The organism is Streptomyces sp. NPDC001709, from assembly GCF_053596375.1.
Map to the genome: position 1 here is coordinate 1 of NZ_JBSFGB010000014.1, position 18,807 is coordinate 18,807.

At 70.2% G+C, this 18,807-nt stretch carries 23 protein-coding genes and 1 pseudogene; 4 read left to right on the forward strand and 20 right to left on the reverse strand.

All coding sequences use genetic code 11. The annotated features are described in order from the left end of the window. From ACWC0C_RS21090 to ACWC0C_RS21100, 3 genes and pseudogenes are all read left to right on the forward strand, one after another. Positions 1-86 (forward strand): annotated as a pseudogene (locus ACWC0C_RS21090) (IS5/IS1182 family transposase); the annotation flags it as partial. A 9-nt stretch (positions 87-95) separates the two neighbouring features. Further along, complete coding sequence (locus tag ACWC0C_RS21095; RefSeq protein WP_450865231.1) at positions 96-299, forward strand: hypothetical protein; 204 nt, start codon at positions 96-98, stop codon at positions 297-299. A gap of 148 nt (positions 300-447) precedes the next feature. Next, positions 448-1,113, forward strand: coding sequence for a YceI family protein (locus tag ACWC0C_RS21100; protein ID WP_450865232.1), 666 nt, complete (start codon positions 448-450; stop codon positions 1,111-1,113). Between the two features lie 11 nt (positions 1,114-1,124). Here the strand turns inward: ACWC0C_RS21100 and ACWC0C_RS21105 are convergent, their stop codons facing one another. The 6 genes from ACWC0C_RS21105 to rpsB all read right to left on the reverse strand — a co-directional run bounded on the left by ACWC0C_RS21105 (position 1,125) and on the right by rpsB (position 6,481). Beyond that, positions 1,125-1,571 (reverse strand): SRPBCC family protein, encoded by a 447-nt coding sequence (locus ACWC0C_RS21105; protein WP_450865233.1) that lies wholly within the window; start codon positions 1,569-1,571, stop codon positions 1,125-1,127. A 156-nt stretch (positions 1,572-1,727) separates the two neighbouring features. Then, positions 1,728-2,873, reverse strand: a complete 1,146-nt coding sequence (locus tag ACWC0C_RS21110) for a phosphatidate cytidylyltransferase (protein WP_450865234.1) — start codon at positions 2,871-2,873, stop codon at positions 1,728-1,730. Then, a complete protein-coding gene (frr, locus tag ACWC0C_RS21115) occupies positions 2,873-3,430 on the reverse strand; it encodes a ribosome recycling factor (protein ID WP_067041614.1) in 558 nt (185 codons plus the stop codon). The genes ACWC0C_RS21110 and frr overlap by 1 nt, the downstream gene beginning before the upstream one ends. Positions 3,431-3,615: 185 nt before the next feature. Continuing rightward, positions 3,616-4,374: a UMP kinase gene (gene pyrH, locus ACWC0C_RS21120; RefSeq protein WP_449200935.1), complete on the reverse strand. Its 759-nt coding sequence runs from the start codon at positions 4,372-4,374 to the stop codon at positions 3,616-3,618. 207 nt (positions 4,375-4,581) lie between these two features. Further along, positions 4,582-5,418 carry a translation elongation factor Ts gene (tsf, locus tag ACWC0C_RS21125; RefSeq protein ID WP_449200934.1) on the reverse strand — a complete coding sequence of 279 codons (837 nt, stop codon included), beginning with the start codon at positions 5,416-5,418 and terminating at the stop codon, positions 4,582-4,584. 184 nt (positions 5,419-5,602) lie between these two features. After that, complete coding sequence (gene rpsB / locus ACWC0C_RS21130; protein WP_450865235.1) at positions 5,603-6,481, reverse strand: 30S ribosomal protein S2; 879 nt, start codon at positions 6,479-6,481, stop codon at positions 5,603-5,605. A gap of 273 nt (positions 6,482-6,754) precedes the next feature. On the opposite strand from rpsB, the gene ACWC0C_RS21135 reads away from it, so the two are divergent. Next, complete coding sequence (locus tag ACWC0C_RS21135) at positions 6,755-7,351, forward strand: murein hydrolase activator EnvC family protein (protein ID WP_450865236.1); 597 nt, start codon at positions 6,755-6,757, stop codon at positions 7,349-7,351. Between the two features lie 34 nt (positions 7,352-7,385). On the opposite strand, the gene ACWC0C_RS21140 is transcribed toward ACWC0C_RS21135, so the two are convergent. The 14 genes from ACWC0C_RS21140 to rimM all read right to left on the reverse strand — a co-directional run bounded on the left by ACWC0C_RS21140 (position 7,386) and on the right by rimM (position 18,757). After that, the gene (locus ACWC0C_RS21140) at positions 7,386-7,943 is read right to left on the reverse strand and encodes a TetR/AcrR family transcriptional regulator (protein ID WP_450865336.1); all 558 of its coding nucleotides are present in this window, start codon (positions 7,941-7,943) and stop codon (positions 7,386-7,388) included. A 70-nt stretch (positions 7,944-8,013) separates the two neighbouring features. After that, a complete protein-coding gene (gene whiG / locus ACWC0C_RS21145; protein WP_449200931.1) occupies positions 8,014-8,856 on the reverse strand; it encodes an RNA polymerase sigma factor WhiG in 843 nt (280 codons plus the stop codon). 321 nt (positions 8,857-9,177) lie between these two features. Beyond that, positions 9,178-10,338: a DNA-processing protein DprA gene (dprA, locus tag ACWC0C_RS21150; protein WP_450865237.1), complete on the reverse strand. Its 1,161-nt coding sequence runs from the start codon at positions 10,336-10,338 to the stop codon at positions 9,178-9,180. Then, entirely contained in the window at positions 10,335-11,960 is a 1,626-nt protein-coding gene (locus ACWC0C_RS21155) for a YifB family Mg chelatase-like AAA ATPase (RefSeq protein ID WP_450865238.1), read from the reverse strand. The genes dprA and ACWC0C_RS21155 overlap by 4 nt, the downstream gene beginning before the upstream one ends. Continuing rightward, entirely contained in the window at positions 11,961-12,326 is a 366-nt protein-coding gene (locus ACWC0C_RS21160) for a YraN family protein (protein ID WP_449200928.1), read from the reverse strand. 113 nt (positions 12,327-12,439) lie between these two features. Further along, entirely contained in the window at positions 12,440-12,748 is a 309-nt protein-coding gene (locus ACWC0C_RS21165) for a DUF2469 domain-containing protein (protein ID WP_003965949.1), read from the reverse strand. 75 nt (positions 12,749-12,823) lie between these two features. Then, entirely contained in the window at positions 12,824-13,360 is a 537-nt protein-coding gene (locus tag ACWC0C_RS21170) for an NUDIX hydrolase (protein ID WP_449200927.1), read from the reverse strand. Then, entirely contained in the window at positions 13,350-14,087 is a 738-nt protein-coding gene (gene lepB / locus ACWC0C_RS21175) for a signal peptidase I (RefSeq protein WP_449200926.1), read from the reverse strand. The genes ACWC0C_RS21170 and lepB (ACWC0C_RS21175) overlap by 11 nt, the downstream gene beginning before the upstream one ends. Positions 14,088-14,178: 91 nt before the next feature. Beyond that, on the reverse strand, positions 14,179-15,159 hold the full coding sequence (gene lepB, locus ACWC0C_RS21180; protein WP_449200925.1) for a signal peptidase I: 981 nt from the start codon (positions 15,157-15,159) through the stop codon (positions 14,179-14,181). Beyond that, positions 15,047-16,138, reverse strand: a complete 1,092-nt coding sequence (gene lepB / locus ACWC0C_RS21185) for a signal peptidase I (RefSeq protein WP_449200924.1) — start codon at positions 16,136-16,138, stop codon at positions 15,047-15,049. The genes lepB (ACWC0C_RS21180) and lepB (ACWC0C_RS21185) overlap by 113 nt, the downstream gene beginning before the upstream one ends. After that, positions 16,131-16,832 (reverse strand): signal peptidase I, encoded by a 702-nt coding sequence (lepB, locus tag ACWC0C_RS21190; RefSeq protein WP_450865239.1) that lies wholly within the window; start codon positions 16,830-16,832, stop codon positions 16,131-16,133. The genes lepB (ACWC0C_RS21185) and lepB (ACWC0C_RS21190) overlap by 8 nt, the downstream gene beginning before the upstream one ends. A 63-nt stretch (positions 16,833-16,895) precedes the next feature. Continuing rightward, positions 16,896-17,246, reverse strand: a complete 351-nt coding sequence (gene rplS / locus ACWC0C_RS21195) for a 50S ribosomal protein L19 (RefSeq protein WP_361234944.1) — start codon at positions 17,244-17,246, stop codon at positions 16,896-16,898. Positions 17,247-17,381: 135 nt separating this feature from the next. Further along, positions 17,382-18,215 (reverse strand): tRNA (guanosine(37)-N1)-methyltransferase TrmD, encoded by an 834-nt coding sequence (trmD, locus tag ACWC0C_RS21200; RefSeq protein ID WP_449200922.1) that lies wholly within the window; start codon positions 18,213-18,215, stop codon positions 17,382-17,384. Beyond that, positions 18,215-18,757 carry a ribosome maturation factor RimM gene (rimM, locus tag ACWC0C_RS21205; protein ID WP_449200921.1) on the reverse strand — a complete coding sequence of 181 codons (543 nt, stop codon included), beginning with the start codon at positions 18,755-18,757 and terminating at the stop codon, positions 18,215-18,217. Before rimM ends, trmD begins: the two co-directional genes overlap by 1 nt. Positions 18,758-18,807: the final 50 nt, after the last annotated feature.

An 18,807-nucleotide genomic window follows, 5' to 3' on the forward strand; every position in this document is an offset into this window, starting at 1 on the left:
GGCGCATCTTCCGCAGATCCCGATGCAGTCCAAACCGCATGACGTCAATCGCCAAAGCCGTCCTCACCCTGGAGCGGCAACGCTGAAGAAGCTCATTGAAGGGGCTTGACGACTTCGCGGTCGAGGAAGGGCGTCAGGTCACGGATCAAACCGGCAAGGCCATGAACAACTACTACACATATCTCACAGCCCGCCAAGGGCAGTTCCTGATGCAGGTGTACGTCACTCGCGCCGACTCGCAGGACGGGAATATCAACGATGCGATCAACGCCCTGTCGACCATGTTGAGGCGTCTGTAAGGCAGGGCAGTGCCGCCGATCCACTTGGCCCGGCGACGCCGCGCACCATGTGCGACCTCCGGCGAGCTGTGAAGTTCTGCCGACGAACGGTCGGGTTTCCTGGTCGGGCCTTGTCGCGGCCCTCGGAGTGACGTTAACCAGGTGAGCCATGAACCTTTTCGGCCGCAACTCCTCCCGCCGGCAGGCACAGCCGTCCGCCGATCCCGTGGCGACCGCCGCCCCGGTGGCCGGTGGCCATGCCACCGCCGTTCTGCCCGATCCCGAGCTGGGGGGCCTCACCGGTGCGTGGCTGATCGATCCCGCGCACAGCAGGATCGGGTTCTCGGTGCGGCATGCGATGGTGACGACGGTGCGGGGCGCCTTCACGGAGTACGAGAGCCGCCTGTACTTCGACGGCCGTGACCCGGCCCGCTCCCGGGCCGACATCGTGCTGTACACGGCCAGCGTCGAGACCGGTGTCGAGCAGCGCGACGCGCACCTGGTCGGCCGGCAGTTCCTGGACGCCGGGGCGTACCCGCGGATGACCTTCACGAGCACCGCCGTGGAGCTCACGGGCAAGGACGTCTACCGCATGACCGGCGACCTCACGATCAAGGACACCACGCGCCCCGTCGCCCTGGAACTCACCTACATCGGTCATGTCACCGACGCGTTCGGTGACGAGCGCGTCGGCTTCGACGGCACCACCACCATCAGCCGCTCCGACTGGGGTCTGACCTACGACACCCGGCTGGCCCAGGGCGGGACCATGGTGAGCGAGACGGTCCGCCTCCAGTTCGACATAGCGGCCATCCGCGCCACCTCCGGCGCCTGAGGCCCTTCCGGCTACGCGGCCGTGTGTTCCAGCCGCTCCTTGAGCAGCCTCTCGTTGTGTGGCAGTTCCCTGCGGACCTGGGGCTTCACGACGAGGGGCAGCAGGACCTTGCCGATGCCGCGGCCCTCGAAGTCCAGGTCCATGATCACCCGGGTGCGGCCTTCGGCGAGCGGGGTGACCTCGCCGTGGACCCGGCCGCGCACCGGGCCGTCGATGCCGCGCATGCCCCAGGAACGCGGCGGCTCGAACTCGGTGACCTGCATGGTCATCGGCATGTCGCGGCCGCCGACATGCCGCGTGATCCGGATCCGGGAGCCGATCCCGAACGGGCCTTCGTCCAGCTCCTCGACCGACACCGCGCTCTCCTGCCACTCCGGCAGATGAGCCGGGTCACTGATGTACGCCCAGACGTCACCGGGACTCCGGTCGACGTCGATCTCTTCGTGGAAGGCGGACACGGCGCCCTCCTTTCCAGACGTCCCCACCGGGCAACCCAGAGGGCTTACGCCCAGAATCGTCCCACTTGACCGCCGCCACGACCATCCCCGCACCGCGCACGCAAAGGGCCCCGCCCTACGAGGAGGACGGGGCTCCGACGCCGTACCGAGCAGACCTCACGCAGAGCCGACGAAGACCACCAGCAGAAGCCACACCACCGGAGCCGTCGGCAGCAAGGAGTCCAAGCGGTCCATGATGCCGCCGTGCCCCGGGAGCAGCGTGCCCATGTCCTTGATGCCCAGGTCTCGCTTGATCATGGACTCGCCGAGGTCGCCCAGCGTGGCGCTGGCCGCTACCGCGAGGCCCAGCAGCAGGCCCTGCCACCAGGTGCCGTGGTTGATCAGGAACTGCATGCACAGGGCGCCCGCGACCATCGCGAACAGCACCGCGCCCAGCAGGCCCTCGCGGGTCTTGCCGGGGCTGATACGCGGGGCCAGCTTGTGCCTGCCGAAGCGCCAGCCGACCGCGTACGCGCCGGTGTCGCTGACGACCGTGAGGAGGAGGAAGGTCAGGACGCGCCAGGGGCCGTCCTTCGCGGTGAGCATCATCGCGACGAACGTGGCCAGGAACGGCACGTAGAACGCCGCGAAGACGCCCGCCGTGACGTCCTTGAGATAGCCCTCCGGTGACTCCGTCATGCGCCAGACCAGGGCCGCCAGCGCCGTCAACGCCATGGCGACCCAGGCACCCTCGGCGCCGCGGACGTACCCGGCGACCACCATCGCCGCACCGCCGACCGCGAGCGGCACCAGCGGCGCCTTGATGCCCTTGCGCTCGCGCAGCCTGCTGGTGAGCTCCCACAGACCGACGACGACGGCGACCGCGATCACTCCGACGAAGACGGCCTTCTTGATGAACAGGGACGCGACGATCACCACACCGAGCCCGATCCCGACCCCTATGGCCGCGCTCAGGTCACGGCCCGCGCTCTTCTTCTGCGGCGCTGGCGCCGGCTGGTGGGCGTCGGGCATGGGCTCCGGATTCTGGTTCGCGGCCGGGAGAGTCCGGGCCGGCGGCGGCTCGGGGCGGAACTCGTCCTGGAACAAGGGGCCGCTCGGCCGAGCGGCCCCCCGGGCGCCGGCCTGGTCCGGGCCGTGCGTGGGTTCGTCGGGCACGATGGGCATGGGGCGAGTGTGCTGCGCCTCAGGCGCATCGTACGCGGGACCCGCCGGGGCGGCCCCCTGGACAGGCCCACCCACCGTGGGCCCCCAGAAGCCGGCCTGCCCCGTCGGTGGCGGCGCCCCCCAGGAAGAGTCGCTCATCAGACTTCGAGCAGCTCCGCTTCCTTGTGCTTCAGGAGCTCGTCCACCTGGGCGACGTACTTCGCCGTGGTGTCGTCCAGCTCCTTCTCCGCACGGCGGCCCTCGTCCTCGCCGACCTCGCCGTCCTTGATCAGCTTGTCGATCGCGTCCTTGGCCTTGCGGCGCACGGAGCGGATGGACACGCGCGCGTCCTCGGCCTTGCCCTTGGCGACCTTGATGTAGTCGCGGCGGCGCTCCTCGGTCAGCTCGGGGAACACCACCCGGATGATGTTGCCGTCGTTGCTGGGGTTGACGCCCAGGTCGGAGTCGCGGATCGCCTGCTCGATGTTGCGCAGCGCGCTCTTGTCGAACGGCGTCACGACCGCCATGCGCGGCTCCGGCACGGAGAACGAGGCCAGCTGGTTGATCGGCGTCGGCGCACCGTAGTAGTCGGCCACGATCTTGTTGAACATCGCCGGGTGCGCACGGCCCGTGCGGATCGCGGCGAAGTCCTCCTTGGCGACCACGACGGCCTTCTCCATCTTCTCCTCGGCCTCGAGGAGGGTCTCTTCGATCACCACTTGCTCCTGCGTGTCTTGAGTAAGGCCCGGCTGCGGTTCCTGTGTCGGGCGGCGGCCGGCTGCGTCGCGTCTTCTTCCTGCACGGTTCCCGACCGGCAGGACATTGTCCATCCCCCGGCCAGGGCGCGTCCCGTCCGTCCCCCGGACAGGTGGCGCATCCCGGGCGACGGGGGGTGTGCCGGTCAGTCCCGGCTGCCCTGGTCGCCCACCAGCGTGCCGATCTTCTCACCCTTGACGGCGCGGGCGATATTGCCCTCCGCGAGAAGCTCGAAGACCAGGATCGGGAGCTTGTTGTCACGGCACAGCGTGATGGCGGTGGCGTCGGCGACCTTGAGGTCGCGGGTGATGACCTCGCCGTAGCCGAGGGCGTCGAACTTGACCGCGTCGGGGTTGGTCTTGGGGTCGGAGTCGTAGACCCCGTCCACGCCGTTCTTGCCCATGAGCAGCGCCTCGGCGTCGATCTCCAGGGCGCGCTGGGCGGCGGTGGTGTCGGTGGAGAAGTACGGCATGCCCATACCGGCGCCGAAGATGACCACGCGGCCCTTCTCCAGGTGGCGCACGGCGCGCAGCGGGATGTACGGCTCGGCGACCTGGCCCATGGTGATGGCGGTCTGCACCCGGCTGTCGATGCCCTCCTTCTCCAGGAAGTCCTGGAGGGCGAGGCAGTTCATCACGGTGCCGAGCATGCCCATGTAGTCGGAGCGGGCGCGGTCCATGCCGCGCTGCTGGAGCTCGGCGCCACGGAAGAAGTTGCCGCCGCCGATGACGACCGCGATCTCGGCCCCGTCGCGCACGACGGCCGCGATCTCGCGGGCGATCTTGTGCACCACGTCCGGGTCCACGCCCAGGCCCCCGCCGCCGGAGAAGGCCTCTCCGGACAGCTTCAGCAGAAACCGGCCGCGTACTTTGCCGTCGTCGCTCTTCTGGGGCTTGGTGGTCATGGGAGATCCCGCCTCTTTCACGTGTTGCACATACGAAGAAGGCCATTGCCGATGGGGTCGCTTTTCGCTCCCATGCGCGGCAATGGCCTCCTCGTCAGATCTGCTGCCGTCCGTCACGCACCTGGTGTGGCGGTGCGTACGGACGACTGCTGTCGACCGACCCTATCGGGATTTCCCTGTGGGTCGCGCGTCGATCGCGGTACGGACTCAGATGCCGACCTTGATGCGCGAGAAGCGCTTCAGGGTGACACCGGCCTCGTCCAGCACCTTCTGGACCGACTTCTTGTTGTCGAGCGCGTAGGGCTGGCCGAGCAGCGTGGCGTCCTTGAAGAAGCCGTTGAGCCGACCCTCGACGATCTTGGCGATCGCGGCCTCGGGCTTGCCCTCGGCGCGGGTGGTCTCCTCGGCGATACGACGCTCCGACTCGACGACGTCGGCCGGCACGTCTTCCTTCGCCAGGTACTTCGGCGCGAAGGCGGCGATGTGCTGGGCGATGCCCTTGGCGACCTCGGCGTTCGGCTTGTCCAGCTCGACCAGGACACCGATCTGCGGGGGCAGGTCGGGCATGGTGCGGTGCATGTAGGCGAGCACGAAGCCGTCGGCGAACTGCGCGAAGCGGTCCAGGACGATCTTCTCGCCGAGGTTGGCGTTGGCCTCGTCCACGAACGCCTGGACGGTCTTGCCGGCCTCGATCTCGGAGGCGAGCAGGGCCTCGAGATCGGCCGGGGAGGTCTTGGCGACGTGCTCGGCGATCGCCTGGGCGACGGCCTGGAACTTCTCGCCCTTGGCGACGAAGTCCGTCTCGCACTTCAGCTCGACGATGACACCGGAGGAGTTGTCGTCGGCGATGATCGAGACCACGGCGCCGTTCTCGGCGGAGCGGCCCTCGCGCTTGGCGACGCCCTTCTGGCCCTTGATGCGCAGCGCCTCGACGGCCTTCTCGACGTTGCCCTCGGCCTCGTCCAGCGCCTTCTTGCAGTCCATCATGCCGGCGCCGGTGAGCTCACGGAGCTTCTTGACGTCGGCGGCGGTGTAGTTCGCCATGAGTCTGTGAGTCTTTCTCGAAGTCTGGGAGATCTTCAGATCCGCACGGTGTGCGCTCCACATGTAGTCGCGGATCGCGTACGTCGTGCCGACCTACGGGTGAACAGCGGGGGCGGACTTCACCGCGCCGGAGGCGCTGCTGGATCCGGTACCGCCCCCGCCGTCGAACGCTGACGGACCGGCGTCAGGCCTGCTCGCCCTCGGCGGCCTTCTCCTCGGCCGGAGCAGCCTCGGCGGCCGGAGCGGCCTCGGCAGCCGGAGCGGCCTCGGCAGCCGGAGCCTCGTCCTTCTTGTCACCCTCGAGCAGGTCACGCTCCCACTCGGCGAGCGGCTCGCCCGCGGCCTTCTCGCCCTTCTCGCCGGTGGCGACGCCGGAGCGGGCGATGAGGCCCTCGGCGACGGCGTCGGCGATCACACGGGTGAGCAGGGTGACGGAGCGGATCGCGTCGTCGTTGCCCGGGATCTTGTAGTCGACCTCGTCGGGGTCGCAGTTGGTGTCGAGGATCGCGACGACCGGAATGTTCAGCTTCCGGGCCTCACCAACGGCGATGTGCTCCTTCTTGGTGTCCACGATCCAGACGGCGCTCGGCACCTTCTGCATCTCGCGGATACCACCGAGGGTCTTCTCCAGCTTGGCCTTCTCGCGCGAGAGCACGAGAAGCTCCTTCTTGGTCAGACCGGACGCGGCGACGTCCTCGAAGTCGATCTGCTCGAGCTCCTTGAGGCGCTGCAGACGCTTGTAGACGGTCGAGAAGTTGGTGAGCATGCCGCCCAGCCAGCGCTGGTTGACGTAAGGCATGCCGACGCGGGTGGCCTGCTCGGCGATGGCCTCCTGCGCCTGCTTCTTGGTGCCGACGAACATGACCGTGCCGCCGTGGGCGACGGTCTCCTTGACGAACTCGTAGGCGCGGTCGATGTACGACAGCGACTGGAGCAGGTCGATGATGTAGATGCCGTTGCGCTCGGTGAAGATGAAGCGCTTCATCTTCGGGTTCCAGCGACGGGTCTGGTGACCGAAGTGGACGCCGCTCTCCAGCAGCTCCCGCATCGTGACGACGGCCATGGCCGTATCTCCTTGAGTTTCTCGGTTGTGCCGCGGATGCCGGACGGCTCCCGCGCCTGACGCCCGCGATGCGCCTTGCCACAAGGGACCGAGAGGCGCTGACACCAACCGCATGGCGGCCCGGTGTCGGGGCGTGCGAAGTCGACCCGGTGACCCGGATCGCCAGAAGAAGTGTACGGGACCGCCGGGGCACCGGGTGACGCCGCTGTCCACAACCGGTGAGTTGTCCACGGACTCCGGCCATGATCGGCGGAGGTGCGGGAGGGTTCTCGCATGCGACGAGCGATGCGATATGTCCTGCTGTCGGTGGGTCTGCCGCTGGGTCTGGCGGTGGCGGCCCTGCTGCCCGGCTGGGCCTGGGCGGGTCCCCCGCCTCCGGCCCCTTCCCCACCCCCTCGAGCCCCGGTACCGGCCATCGCCCGCACCTGGCCGGTGGGCGTACACCCCTTGGTGTTACGGGGCTGGGAGCCACCGTCCACGCCGTACGGCCCCGGCCACCGGGGCGTGGACCTTTCGGCGCCGGCCGGTTCCCCGGTACGGGCGGTCGCCGCGGGGCGGGTGTCCTTCGCGGGTCGGGTGGCGGGGAGGGGGGTGGTGTCGGTGGACCTGACGGGGACGGACCTGCGGACCACGTACGAGCCGGTTGGTCCGTTGGTCCACGAGGGGGACGAGGTGGAGCCGGGCGAGGTCGTGGGAAGGGTGGAACAGCCGGTCTCCCACTGCGGAACGGACACGTGCGTCCACTGGGGCCTGCGGAGGGGCGAGACCTACCTGAACCCCCTGTCCCTGCTGCCGCCCTGGCTCCTGCACAGGGGACCACCGAGACTGCTGCCGGTACTGGGGGTACCGCTGCCGGGCCGGCCGTCCTAGGGCCTGGGGCAGTCGTGCCCGGCGGCAGCCAAGGTCAGCCCCGCACGCCCCGCAGCGCCATCGCCACGGCGGCGTCCGTCACCGCCGCGGGGTCCTCGGCGGCACCGAGCTCGATGCGCCGCACAGCCGCGTCCACGACCCCCTGCAGCAGCATCGCCGCCAGCCGGGGCTGCCCGTGTCCCATCTCCCCGAGCGCCTCGACGACCATCGCGACCAGCCCCCCGTGCGCCGCCCGGATCTTCTCCCGCGCCCCGGCGTCCAGCTCACTCGCGGAGATGGCGACGACCGCCCGATGCCGCCGGTCCCCGACCAGCGCCAGCTGCTGCCGCACATACGCCTCGACCTTGCCCTCGGCGGTGTCGGCCCGCTCCATCGCGGCGGCCACCTCCGCCGCCCACAGCGGAAAGTCGACCTCGCACAGCTCCTCGACCACGGCGGCCCGCGACCGGAAGTACTCGTACACGGACGAGCGCGCGAGCCCCGTCCGCTCGGCGAGGGCCGGGAAGGTCAGCGCCTCGGTCCCCCCCTCGGACAGCAAAGAACGAGCCGCGTCCAGCAGGGCGGCTCGCTGCATCGACCGGTGCTCGGCCACGGAGGCCGCTCGAATCCTTGGCACGTCAACCACTTTACGGACGCTCCCACCCGAACGGGAGCCACCGCGCTCAGCGCCCGAAGCTCGCCAGCTTGGCCCGCAGCTGCAGCACCGACTTGGTGTGGATCTGACTGACCCGGCTCTCGGTGACCCCGAGGACGTTGCCGATCTCGGCGAGGGTGAGCCCCTCGTAGTAGTACAGCGTGACCACGGTCTTCTCCCGTTCGGGCAGCGTGTTGATCGCCCGCGCGAGGAAGCGGCGCAGCTCGCGGTCCTCGGCTACCTCCACCGGGTTGTCGGCGGCGGTGTCCTCCAGCGTGTCCATCAGGCTGAGCCGGTCCCCGCCCTCGCTGCCCACGTGCAGCAGCTCCTCCAGCGCGACCACGTTGGCCAGCGACAACTGGCTGAACACGGCGTGGAGCTCGTCGACCTCCATGCCCAGCTCGACCGCGACCTCACCCTCGCTCGGGGTGCGCCGCAGCCGTGCCTCCAGGGTGGCGTAGGCCCGCTCCACGTTGCGCGCCTTCTGCCGCACCGACCGCGGGATCCAGTCCAGCGCCCGCAGCTCGTCGATCATCGCGCCGCGGATCCGGGTGATCGCGTACGTCTCGAACTTGATCTCCCGGTCGATGTCGAACTTCTCGATCGCGTCGATCAGCCCGAAGACGCCCGAGGAGACGAAGTCGGCCTGCTCCACATTGGGCGGCAGACCGACGCTCACCCGCCCCGCCACGTATTTCACGAGCGGCGAGTAGTGCAGGATCAGCTGCTCCCGCAGCCGGTCGTCCCCCGTCGCCTTGTAGGACCGCCACAGCTCGTCGAGCGTCGAGGGAGCGGGCGGCCGCACGCTGCCACCGTCGCGGGCGGCTGGGGGGATCGCCGCCCGGTCGGACCCGGAGGTGTGCTGGGGCATTCGTCGCCTTGTGCCGTTCTGCAGTGAAGTGCTGTGAAGTGCTGTGAAGTGAGAGGGCGTGGGTTTCGTGGGGTGAAGTGGGCTGCCTGGGTGAGCTGTCGCTCTGGTGTCGAGTTGGCGCGATCTGTGTCGGCGCCTTCGTGAGCGTAGCGTGACTGAGGTGTCGCGGTGTGCGAACAGTGCGGCTCCACCCGTGCGCGGGGCGCTCCGGCCGACGTCACGCGCGCCTTCCCCGGCTCGCTCTGTGTGACCGGCCGGAGCGTCAACTCCGGGAAACATCAAGGGCGTCGGGGGTTCCCCCGGACGGCCGAACACGCTCGGTCAGCGGGTGCCGCGACCGGTGCGGACCGACATCACCGCCTGGCGTGTCAACTTCCAGCTGTCGCCGTGTCGTTCGACGTAACCAAGTGCTCGGAGTTCGTACAGTCTCGCGATCGCCTCGTCCCGGGTGGTCGGCGTGCCGAGCGCGATCTCCTCGACGCCGGCCGCGCGGCTGCCGGGGAGGGCGGCGAGGACGGCCCGGGCGGCGGGTTCCAGCAGGTCACGCGGGAGCACGGGGCCCTTGCGGACCGGGGCGAGCTCACCCATGTCACCCACGAGTTCGACGACGTCCGCGGCATCGGTGACCAGGACGGCCTCTCCCCTCAGCAGTTCGTGGACGCCGGCGGAGAGGGCGCTGGTGACGGGGCCGGGCACGCCCATGGTGAACCGCCCGAGGCGCTGCGCGGCTCTCGCGGTGGCCAGCGAGCCGCTGCGGTGGGCGGCCTCCACGACGACGGTGCCCCTGGTCAGCGCGGCGATGACGCGGTTGCGGAGGATGAAGCGGCTCGGTGTGGGGTGGTCGCCCGGGGGCAACTCGCCGATCACCAGTCCCTGTTCCGCGATCCTGTCGATCAGTGCGGCGTGGCCGCGCGGGTAGGGCCGGTCGACGCCGCAGGCCAGAACGGCGACGGTGGCTCCGCGGGCGGCGAGGGCGCCTCTGTGGGCGGCGCCGTCGATGCCGTACGCGCCGCCCGACACCACCACCCAGCCCCGCTCGGCAAGGCCTCCGGCGAGGGTGGCGGCGACATGGGTGCCGTACTCGGTGCAGGCACGCGCGCCAACCACGGCCACCGACCTGAGCGCCCACATCCGCAGGCTCGGCCGCCCGCGCACCCACAGCCCGATCGGCCGGGCGTCCCCGAGATCGTCCAGCTGCCCGGGCCACTCGGCATCCCCCGGCCCCACGAACCGCGCCCCGGCCTCCCCGGCCACCGCGAGATCCCGCCCCGGCTCGGCCCGCCGAGCCCGCGCGACCAGCCCGGCCCACCGCACCTCGCTCACCCCCGGCAAGGCCGGCGCCCCCTCCCTCAGCCGCCGCACCACCTCCCCCACCCCGAACTCCCGGACCCACCGCCCCCCGACCTCGTCCCCCGGCTCGACAACCCGACACAGAAAGACCCGCCCGAGCACCTCGTCTCCAAGGTCCTCGCCCGTGGTCATGTCAGCGCCCCGATGGCCATCGGCACCCCTCGGGGGACTCCGGTGCGCAGTTGCAGGGCCAGGGCGACGTCGGTCGCGTCCGGGCGGTCGTGTCCGACGAGGTCGGCGACCGTCCAGGCGACGCGCAGCACCCGGTCGATACCGCGGGCGGTGAGCACTCCCCGCTCCAGGTTGCGCTCGGCCTCGTCCATCGCGCCGGCCACGGGGTGGTAGCGGCCTCGCAGTTCCCGGCCGGGGACCTCGCTGTTGGTGTGCCAGGGGGTGCCGACCAGGCGGGCCGCCGTGCGCTCGCGGGCCCGTCGTACCCGCTCGGCCACGGTCGCCGTGGACTCGCCGCGGGCGCCGGGTTCGGTGAGCTGGGCCCGGGTGACCGGGTCGACCTCGACGCGCAGGTCCACCCGGTCCAGCAGCGGACCGGAGAGCCGGGACTGGTAGCGGCGGATCGCCGAGGGCGGGCACTCGCACAGGGAGTCGCGTTGCGAGAAGCGTCCACAGGGGCAGGGGTTGGCCGCCAGCACCATGAGGAAGCGTGCCGGGAACCGGACGACGCCCGCGCTGCGCGCGATCACGATGTGCCCGGACTCCAGCGGCTGGCGCAGGGCGTCCAGGGTCTGGCTGTGGAACTCGGGCGCCTCGTCCAGGAACAGCACGCCGCGGTGGGCGAGGGAGACCGCGCCGGGTCGTGCGATGCCCGGGCCTCCGCCGACGAGCGACTGCATCGTGGCCGAGTGGTGCGGGGCGCAGTAGGGGGCGACGTCGATGAGCGGCTTGCCCGGCGGCAGCAGCCCGGCCACCGAGTGCACCGCCGTGACCTCCAGCGATTCCTCCCTGGTGAGCCGGGGAAGGACGGCGGGCAACCGCTCGGCGAGCATGGTCTTGCCCGCGCCGGGCGGCCCTTCGAGGAACAGGTGGTGGCCACCGGCGGCGGCCACTTCCACGGCCGTGCGGGCCGAGGTCTGGCCCACGACGTCCGCCAGGTCGTGATCGTGATCGTGCTGTGCGGCACCGACGCTGTGCATGCCGGTGGCCGCGCCCGTGCCCGGCACGCGCAGACCGGCCAGGAGGGGGTCGGGGCGGCCTTGGTCGTCCGGTTCCTCGTCGGGGACGGGTTCCTCGGTGAGGACCGCGATGAGCTGGCGCAGACTCCGGACGCCGAGCACGGAGACGCCGGGGACCAGCGTGGCCTCGGCGGCGGCGCACTCGGGCACGACCACTTGCTCGTAGCCCGCGTCGGCCGCGGCGAGCACGGCCGGCAGGATGCCGCGGACCGGCCGGACCCTGCCGTCCAGGCCCAGTTCCCCGATCATGACGATGTCCGCGAGGACGCGCGGATCGATCCGTTCGGCGGCGCCGAGCACCGCGCAGGCGACGGCCAGGTCGAAGCCGGAGCCGGCCTTCGGTACCGACGCCGGGCTGAGTCCGACGGTGAGCTTCTTCTGCGGCCACTCGCCGCCCGAGTTCACCACCGCCGCCCGAACCCGGTCGCGGCTCTCCGTCAGGCTCTTGTCCGGGAGGCCTACCAGGGTGAAGGCCGCGACGCCGGGCTCCAGGTCGGCCTGGACCTCTACGACGACGCCCTCCACGCCGACCAGGGCCACCGAGCAGGTGCGGGCGAAGCCCATTCAGGCCACCCCCCGCGCGTGCTCGACGGACGGAGCGCCCCGGTGGGGCAGCAGGACACCGATCAGGTCGATGCGGACGCCGCCCGGCGGTGCCCCTCCGTGGGCCTGGATCCAGTGTTCGGCCAGCTCGCGCAGCCTGGCCGCCTTCTCTGGGGTCACCGCGGCCATCGGGTGTTCATAGCCGCCGTCCCTACGGGTCTTGACCTCGCAGACGACGAGCGCGTCCCCGTCCCGTGCCACGATGTCGATCTCGCCGGAACGGCCGCAGCGCCAGTTGCGCTCCAGGATCGTCATCCCGGCCTCGGCGAGCCGCCGGGCGGCCAGGTCCTCGCCGTACTTGCCCAGTCCGTTGCGTGCCTTGCTCATGTCGGCACCACCTCCGGCGCCAACGGTCACGCATCCGACCCACACGTGTTGATCTTGGTGGGCTACTCAGCGGTTGTGGAAAACTTCGTCACCCACACGAGCAACAGCGGGTCTCACCCGCCCGGCAGCTCCAAGTCGCTCTTGTTCAGCTCCTCAATGTTCACGTCCTTGAACGTGAGGACCCGGACCTGCTTGACGAAGCGCGCCGGCCGGTACATGTCCCAGACCCAGGCATCGGCCATCGACACCTCGAAGAACACCTCACCCTGGACCGAGTGCACCTGCATCTCGTAGTCGTTGGTGAGGTAGAAACGCCGCTCGGTCTCGATCACATATTTGAACAGACCGACGACGTCTCGGTACTCCCGGTAGAGCTTCAGCTCCATCTCGGTCTCGTACTTCTCGAGGTCCTCGGCGCTCATGGCATGTTCCCCTTCAGCCGTGCGATCCCACCATTGTGCGCCAGTCCGACGGCCCCTCAGACGATTTCCGGGTCGCTAGACGATTTCCGCGTCGAGGGTGACAGGACTGGCCGGGGGACCTTCGTCGAGCAGCGTGCGCAACAGCTCGGCGAGTCTGGTCGGATACACCGTCTCATGTGCCCGGGTCAGTTCCTGACACGTCCACCAGCGCGCTCCGGCGACACTGCGCCGCTCCAGCTCCGTCAGCGCCGTCGCCGCGGTGGCCGTCTGCGTCGTACGGGCCAGGTAGTACCACTCGTCCTGGTCCCAGCGGCGGCCCGCGAACGGGAAGGAGCATCTGCGCCGCCACAGCACCGGGCCGAGGTCGACGTCCGTGATGCCGGTCTCCTCGGCGAGTTCCCTCAGCGCGGCCTCCTCGCGCGTCTCGGCGCCCTCCAGACCGCCGCCCGGGGTGAACCACCAGTCGTCGGCCGGATCGTCCGGCTCATGGCCGTGGAGGAGGAGGATGCGGTCCTCGGGGTCCAGCAGGACCACCCGGGCCACCTTGCGCAGACCGCCCGCGTACGACTCCTCGTACAGCCCCTCGCCGGTTCGCGCGGGGTCAGCGGACACCGGCCGCCTCCGGGCGGGCGGCGGCGCGGGCACGGGAGCGGGCCTTGCGCGCCGCGATCGGGCCATAGGCGCCGCCGGCCAGGACCAGGACGGCGCCGGCGACGATCAGCAGCTCGATCGTGGTGAGCGGGCCGGGCTGGGAGAGGGTGCCCAGGGCCTCGAAGCCCGTGGGGCGCTTGAGCGAGCCCTTCCAGGGCCATACGACGGCGTCCACCCGGGCGTCCACGGCGTCGCGGGAGACCGTGCCCTTGGCGGCGTCGGTGAGGTGGGCCGTGGAGTCCAGGGAGCCCTGGCGCTCGTCGCCGAGGAGGAACAGGCGGTCCTTGGGGACGGTCACCGTCGGGAAGTTCTGGTTCTCGGCCAGGCTGCCCTTGGGCAGATAGGGCTCGTCGATCTGCTTGCCGTTGACGGTCAGCTTGCCGTTCGTGCAGCAGGAGACGGTGTCGCCGCCGACCGCGACCACGCGCTTGACCACCTTGGCGCCGGTGACCCAGGTCTTGTCCTCGAAGACCACCACGTCACCGCGGCGCACCTCAGTGCCGTCGACGCGCTGCGCCAGCACCCGGTCGCCGGCGTCGATCGTGGGTGTCATGGAGCTGGTGGGTACGGTGTACGGCCGGTAGGTCATCGCCGCCCAGGCGAATCCGCCGAGGAACAGCACCAGACCCAGTGCCACCGCCACTCCGGACAGCCGCTGTCCGAGCCCCTGCCTGCTCTCACCACTCATGGACCCGGACCCTACCCGGCGGTACCCGGGCTTGCCCAGGGGCTCCGTCCCAGACCCCACCAGGGGGCTCCGGGACATGTCCCTCGACCTCTCAGCCGCGCTCCGCCTTCACAGCCCTGCGGCGCCGCCACACCACCACCGGCAGCACGGCCGCGAGGGCCACGCCCTGCGGGGCCACCGTCAGGGCGGCGGACGCCGACGACTGCTGGTTGATGCCGGCCTGGTCGAAGGTGTCCGGGACGGGCAGGGTGCCCCAGTGGTTGATCGGCCAGGCCTTGACGATCGCGCGGCCCACCACGTCGTTGACCGGGACCATGCCGTGGTGCTTGTCGGACTGGTTGTAGCGCGAGTCGCGGGAGTTCTGGCGGTGGTCGCCCATCACCCAGATGTAGCCCTTGGGGACCTTCACCTTGAACTGGCCGCCCAGGTCGTCATCGGTGCACGGGGTGTTGCCGGCGTACACATACGGCTCGTTCAGCGCATGGCCGTTGACCAGCAGCGGGCCGCTGCCCTTGCACTGGACCGTGTCACCGCCGACGCCGATCACACGCTTGATCAGGTCCTTCTCGTTGGCGGACGGCATCAGGCCGATCCAGCTGAGGACCTGCTGCACGGCGTTCGGGGTCGGCGCCGGTTCGCCCGCCAGCCAGTCGTCCGGGTCGTGGAAGACGACGACCTCGCCACGCTCCGGCTTGGAGCCGAACCACGGCGTGAGCTTGTCGACCAGGACGCGGTCACCCACCTGGAGGGTGTTCTGCATCGAGGCGGACGGGATCGAGAACGCCTGCACCAGGAACGTCTTGATCAGCAGCGCCAGCACCAGCGCGATGACGACGAGGATGGGCAGCTCCTTCCAGAAGGAGCGTGGCTTCCTCGGCCGGCCGCCGGCCTCGCCCGCATCCGCGTCCCCGGCCGGGGCCCGCTGCTCGTCGTCCGGCGTGCCCTGGTCGCCCGCCGGGTCATTCCCTGAAGTCATGACGCCGTCCGGCACGGGGGCGTTCGCTTCCACGGGGTGCCCGCGGTGCTCCTCGCCGTCGTGCCCCGACCGTGCGCCAACCGCCACATCCCCCACGCCAACTCCTCACTCTGTGCCGCCGCCTGCCCCACATACGACGCAGGCCCACCACTCCCATAACGAGCGGGAGTTCCGCAGGGGTCGGGAGCTGGGTCATTCCGTTCGGATTCTCGGAGGCAACCCTATGCGACAGCCGGGTACCGGCGGTCGCAGCCGACCCGGAGTCGGCGACGCTTGCGAAGGTTTTAGGTTCCCGTAGGCGTGTCCAATGGCCGACCGGCCAGCCGATGACGACGGCCCGGCCGACGACGGAGTTCTCGGAGACCGTTCCGCCGTACGGGGTGTTCTGGTGGGCGCGGGAGTCGGCGGAGTCGTCCCGGTGGTCGCCCATGACCCACAGCCGGCCCTTGGGCACGGTGATGTCGAAGGGGGTGGAGGAGGGCGAGTTCCCCGGATAGAGGTAATCGCCTTCGGTCAGCGGTACGCCGTTGACGGTCACCCGGCCCTGCGCGTCACAGCACTTGACGTGATCGCCCCCGACCCCGATGACCCGCTTGATCAGGTCCTTCTCGTTGTCCGAGGGCAGCAGGCCGATGAAGGTGAGGCCTTCCTTGAGCTGCTTGACGACGACCGGGTCGTGCTTCTTGGCCGTCTGCTCGTCGGCCAGCCAGCCTCCCGGGTCGTGGAAGACGACGACGTCGCCGCGCTGCGGCTTGGTGCCGAACCACGGGGTGAGCTTGTCGACCATGACCCGGTCGCCGATCCGGATCGTCTGCTCCATCGAGCCGGACGGGATCACGAAGGCCTGGACGAGGAAGGTCTTCAGGACGAGCGCTATGAGGACCGCGACACCGACCAGAAGGGGGATCTCCCGAACGGCCGAACGCCGGCGCTTGCGCTTGACCTTGCGCTGGAGTTTCCGTCGCTCCGCGCGCGTACGGCCGCCGCCGGGCGCGGAGGTGCGGCGCGACCCGGTGGGCAGCAGATCCTCGGCGGGGCTGCTGGGCACCCCGCGCGGTTTGCCGCGGTTACCCATGCGTGCCCTCCGGCGATGCGGCGGGCACGCGCGCGTAGGCGGAGGGTCGCGTCAGGTGTGTCCAGTGGTCGTAGGGCCACAGGATCCAGTCGGCGCGGCCGATGACGTCGCCGACCGGGATCATGCCGCCGCCGGGCGAGCCGAGGTGGTCCCGGGAGTCGCTGGAGTCGCTGCGGTGGTCGCCGAGGACGAACAGGCGACCGGCGGGCACGGCGACGTCGAAAGGCACGCCCGAGGCGCCGTCCCCGGGATAGAGGAACGCCGACTCGTCGACCGCGCGGCCGTTCACCTCGATCCTCCCCTTCTTGTCGCAGCACACGACATGGTCTCCCCCCACCCCGACAACGCGCTTGACGTAGTCGGCGTCCCCGAAATACCCGGTGCCGTCGAACACGATCACATCGCCGCGGCGCGGCGGGGCACCGAAACGGTACGCCAACTTATTTACGAGAACGCGGTCCCCGATCCTCAACCCCTGCTCCATGGATCCGCTCGGAATCTGGAACGGTTGCACCACGAAAGTGTTGAGGACCAGCAAAAACGCCAGGCAGGCGAAGAGGGTGAGGGTGATCCGGCCGCCCGGCAGCCAGTCGGCGACCCGCGCCACCAACGCGAAACGCGACCGTCCCTCCGGCCCCGGGGAATCCGGGTGGGAGGAGCGGTCGCGTTCCGTCGGCTGTGCTTCGGTGTCCATCGGAGCCAGATGCTATCCGGCTCCGCTATGACCTCGGTGAAGGCCGTGACACCGGGGAGGCGCTCAGCTCTCGCGCTTCTCCTTGATCTTCGCGGCCTTGCCGCGCAGGTCACGGAGGTAGTAGAGCTTGGCGCGACGCACGTCACCGCGGGTGACGAGCTCGATCTTCTCGACGATCGGGGTGTGCACCGGGAAGGTGCGCTCGACGCCGACGGAGAACGAGACCTTGCGGACCGTGAAGGTCTCGCGGACACCCGAGCCCTGACGGCGGATCACAACGCCCTTGAACTGCTGCACACGGGAGCGGTTGCCCTCGATGACGCGAACGTGGACGTTGACGGTGTCGCCCGGGCGGAAGGCCGGGATGTCGCTGCGCAGCGACGCGGCGTCGACGGTGTCGAGCAGGTGAGACATTTCGTCTGCTTTCTTCGCTGATGCCACAGGTCATCAACGGCAACTAGGTGTTTGTACGAAGCCGTGTGCGGGTCGGGGCGGGCGTCGTGTCCCCCTGTGGCAGGGGCGCACGCCGGACGGACACACAACAGCGGTCTATTCTTCCACGCCCTCGGCCCGCCGCCAAAATCGGCCGTACGGCTCCCCCGCCGGGTCCGGTTCCCAGCCCAGGATGGAGAGCATCTCGCGGTCCTTCTTGTCGAAGGCCTTGGGGTCGCAGCGCTGGATCAGGTCGGGCCGGTTGGCGGTCGTACGCCTGAGGGCCTCGTCGCGGCGCCAGCGGGCGATCTTGCCGTGGTGGCCGCTGAGCAGCACGTCCGGGATGTCCCGGCCGCGCCAGACGGGCGGCTTGGTGTAGACGGGGCCTTCCAGGAGGCTCGCCATCGCGCCGGGCGCGAAGGAGTCGTCCCGGTGGGACTCGGCGTTGCCGAGGACGCCGGGCAGGAGCCGTGCCACGGCCTCCGTGATGACCAGTACGGCCGCCTCACCGCCGGCGAGGACGTAGTCGCCGATGGAGACCTCGTAGACGGGCATACGGGTGGCGTACTCGTCCATGACACGCCGGTCGATGCCCTCGTAGCGGGCCGGGGTGAAGATCAGCCAGGGGCGCTCGGAGAGCTCCACGGCCAGTTCCTGGGTGAAGGGACGGCCGCTGGGCGTGGGCACGAGCAGCGCGGGGGCCTGGGCGCCGGTCTCGTAGCCGTCGGCGAGGACCGTGTCCAGGGCGTCGCCCCAGGGGTCGGTCTTCATGACCATGCCGGGGCCGCCGCCGTACGGCGTGTCGTCGACGGTGTTGTGCCGGTCGTACGTCCACGCGCGCAGGTCGTGCACATGGACGTCGAGCTGTCCACGCGCGCGTGCCTTGCCGACGAGGGAGACGTTCAGCGGGTCCAGGTACTCGGGGAAGATCGTGACGACGTCGAGGCGCATCAGGCCTCGTCCCGGGTCGAGTCGATCACCGCGCGGTCGTCGATCAGGCCCGGCGGGGGCGTGATGACCGCCTTCTGCTCCTCCAGGTCGATCTCGGTGACGATCTCCTCCACGAACGGGATCATCACCTCGCTGCCGTCGGGCCGCTCCACGATGAACAGGTCCTGGGAGGGCAGGTGCGAGATCTCGGTGATCCGGCCGACCTCCGTGCCGTCCTCGGTGACCACGTCGAGGTCGATGAGCTGGTGGTCGTAGTACTCGTCCTCGCCCTCGGGCAGTTCCTCCGGGTCGATCTCGGCGATCAGGAGGGTGTTGCGCAGGGCCTCGGCCGCGTTGCGGTCGCCGACGCCCTCGAAGCGCAGGAGGAGGCGGCCGCTGTGGACGCGGCCCGTCTCGATGGTCAGCGGTCCCGCGGAGGCGGGATCCGTGGCGAGTACGGCGCCGGGGGCGAGCCTGAGTTCCGGCTCGTCGGTGCGTACCTCGACGGTGACCTCGCCCTTGATGCCATGGGCACGGCCGATCCGTGCGACTACCAGCTGCACTGTGCTTGATCTCCTGTCATACGACCGGCCATACGACTGCGGGCCGGGGA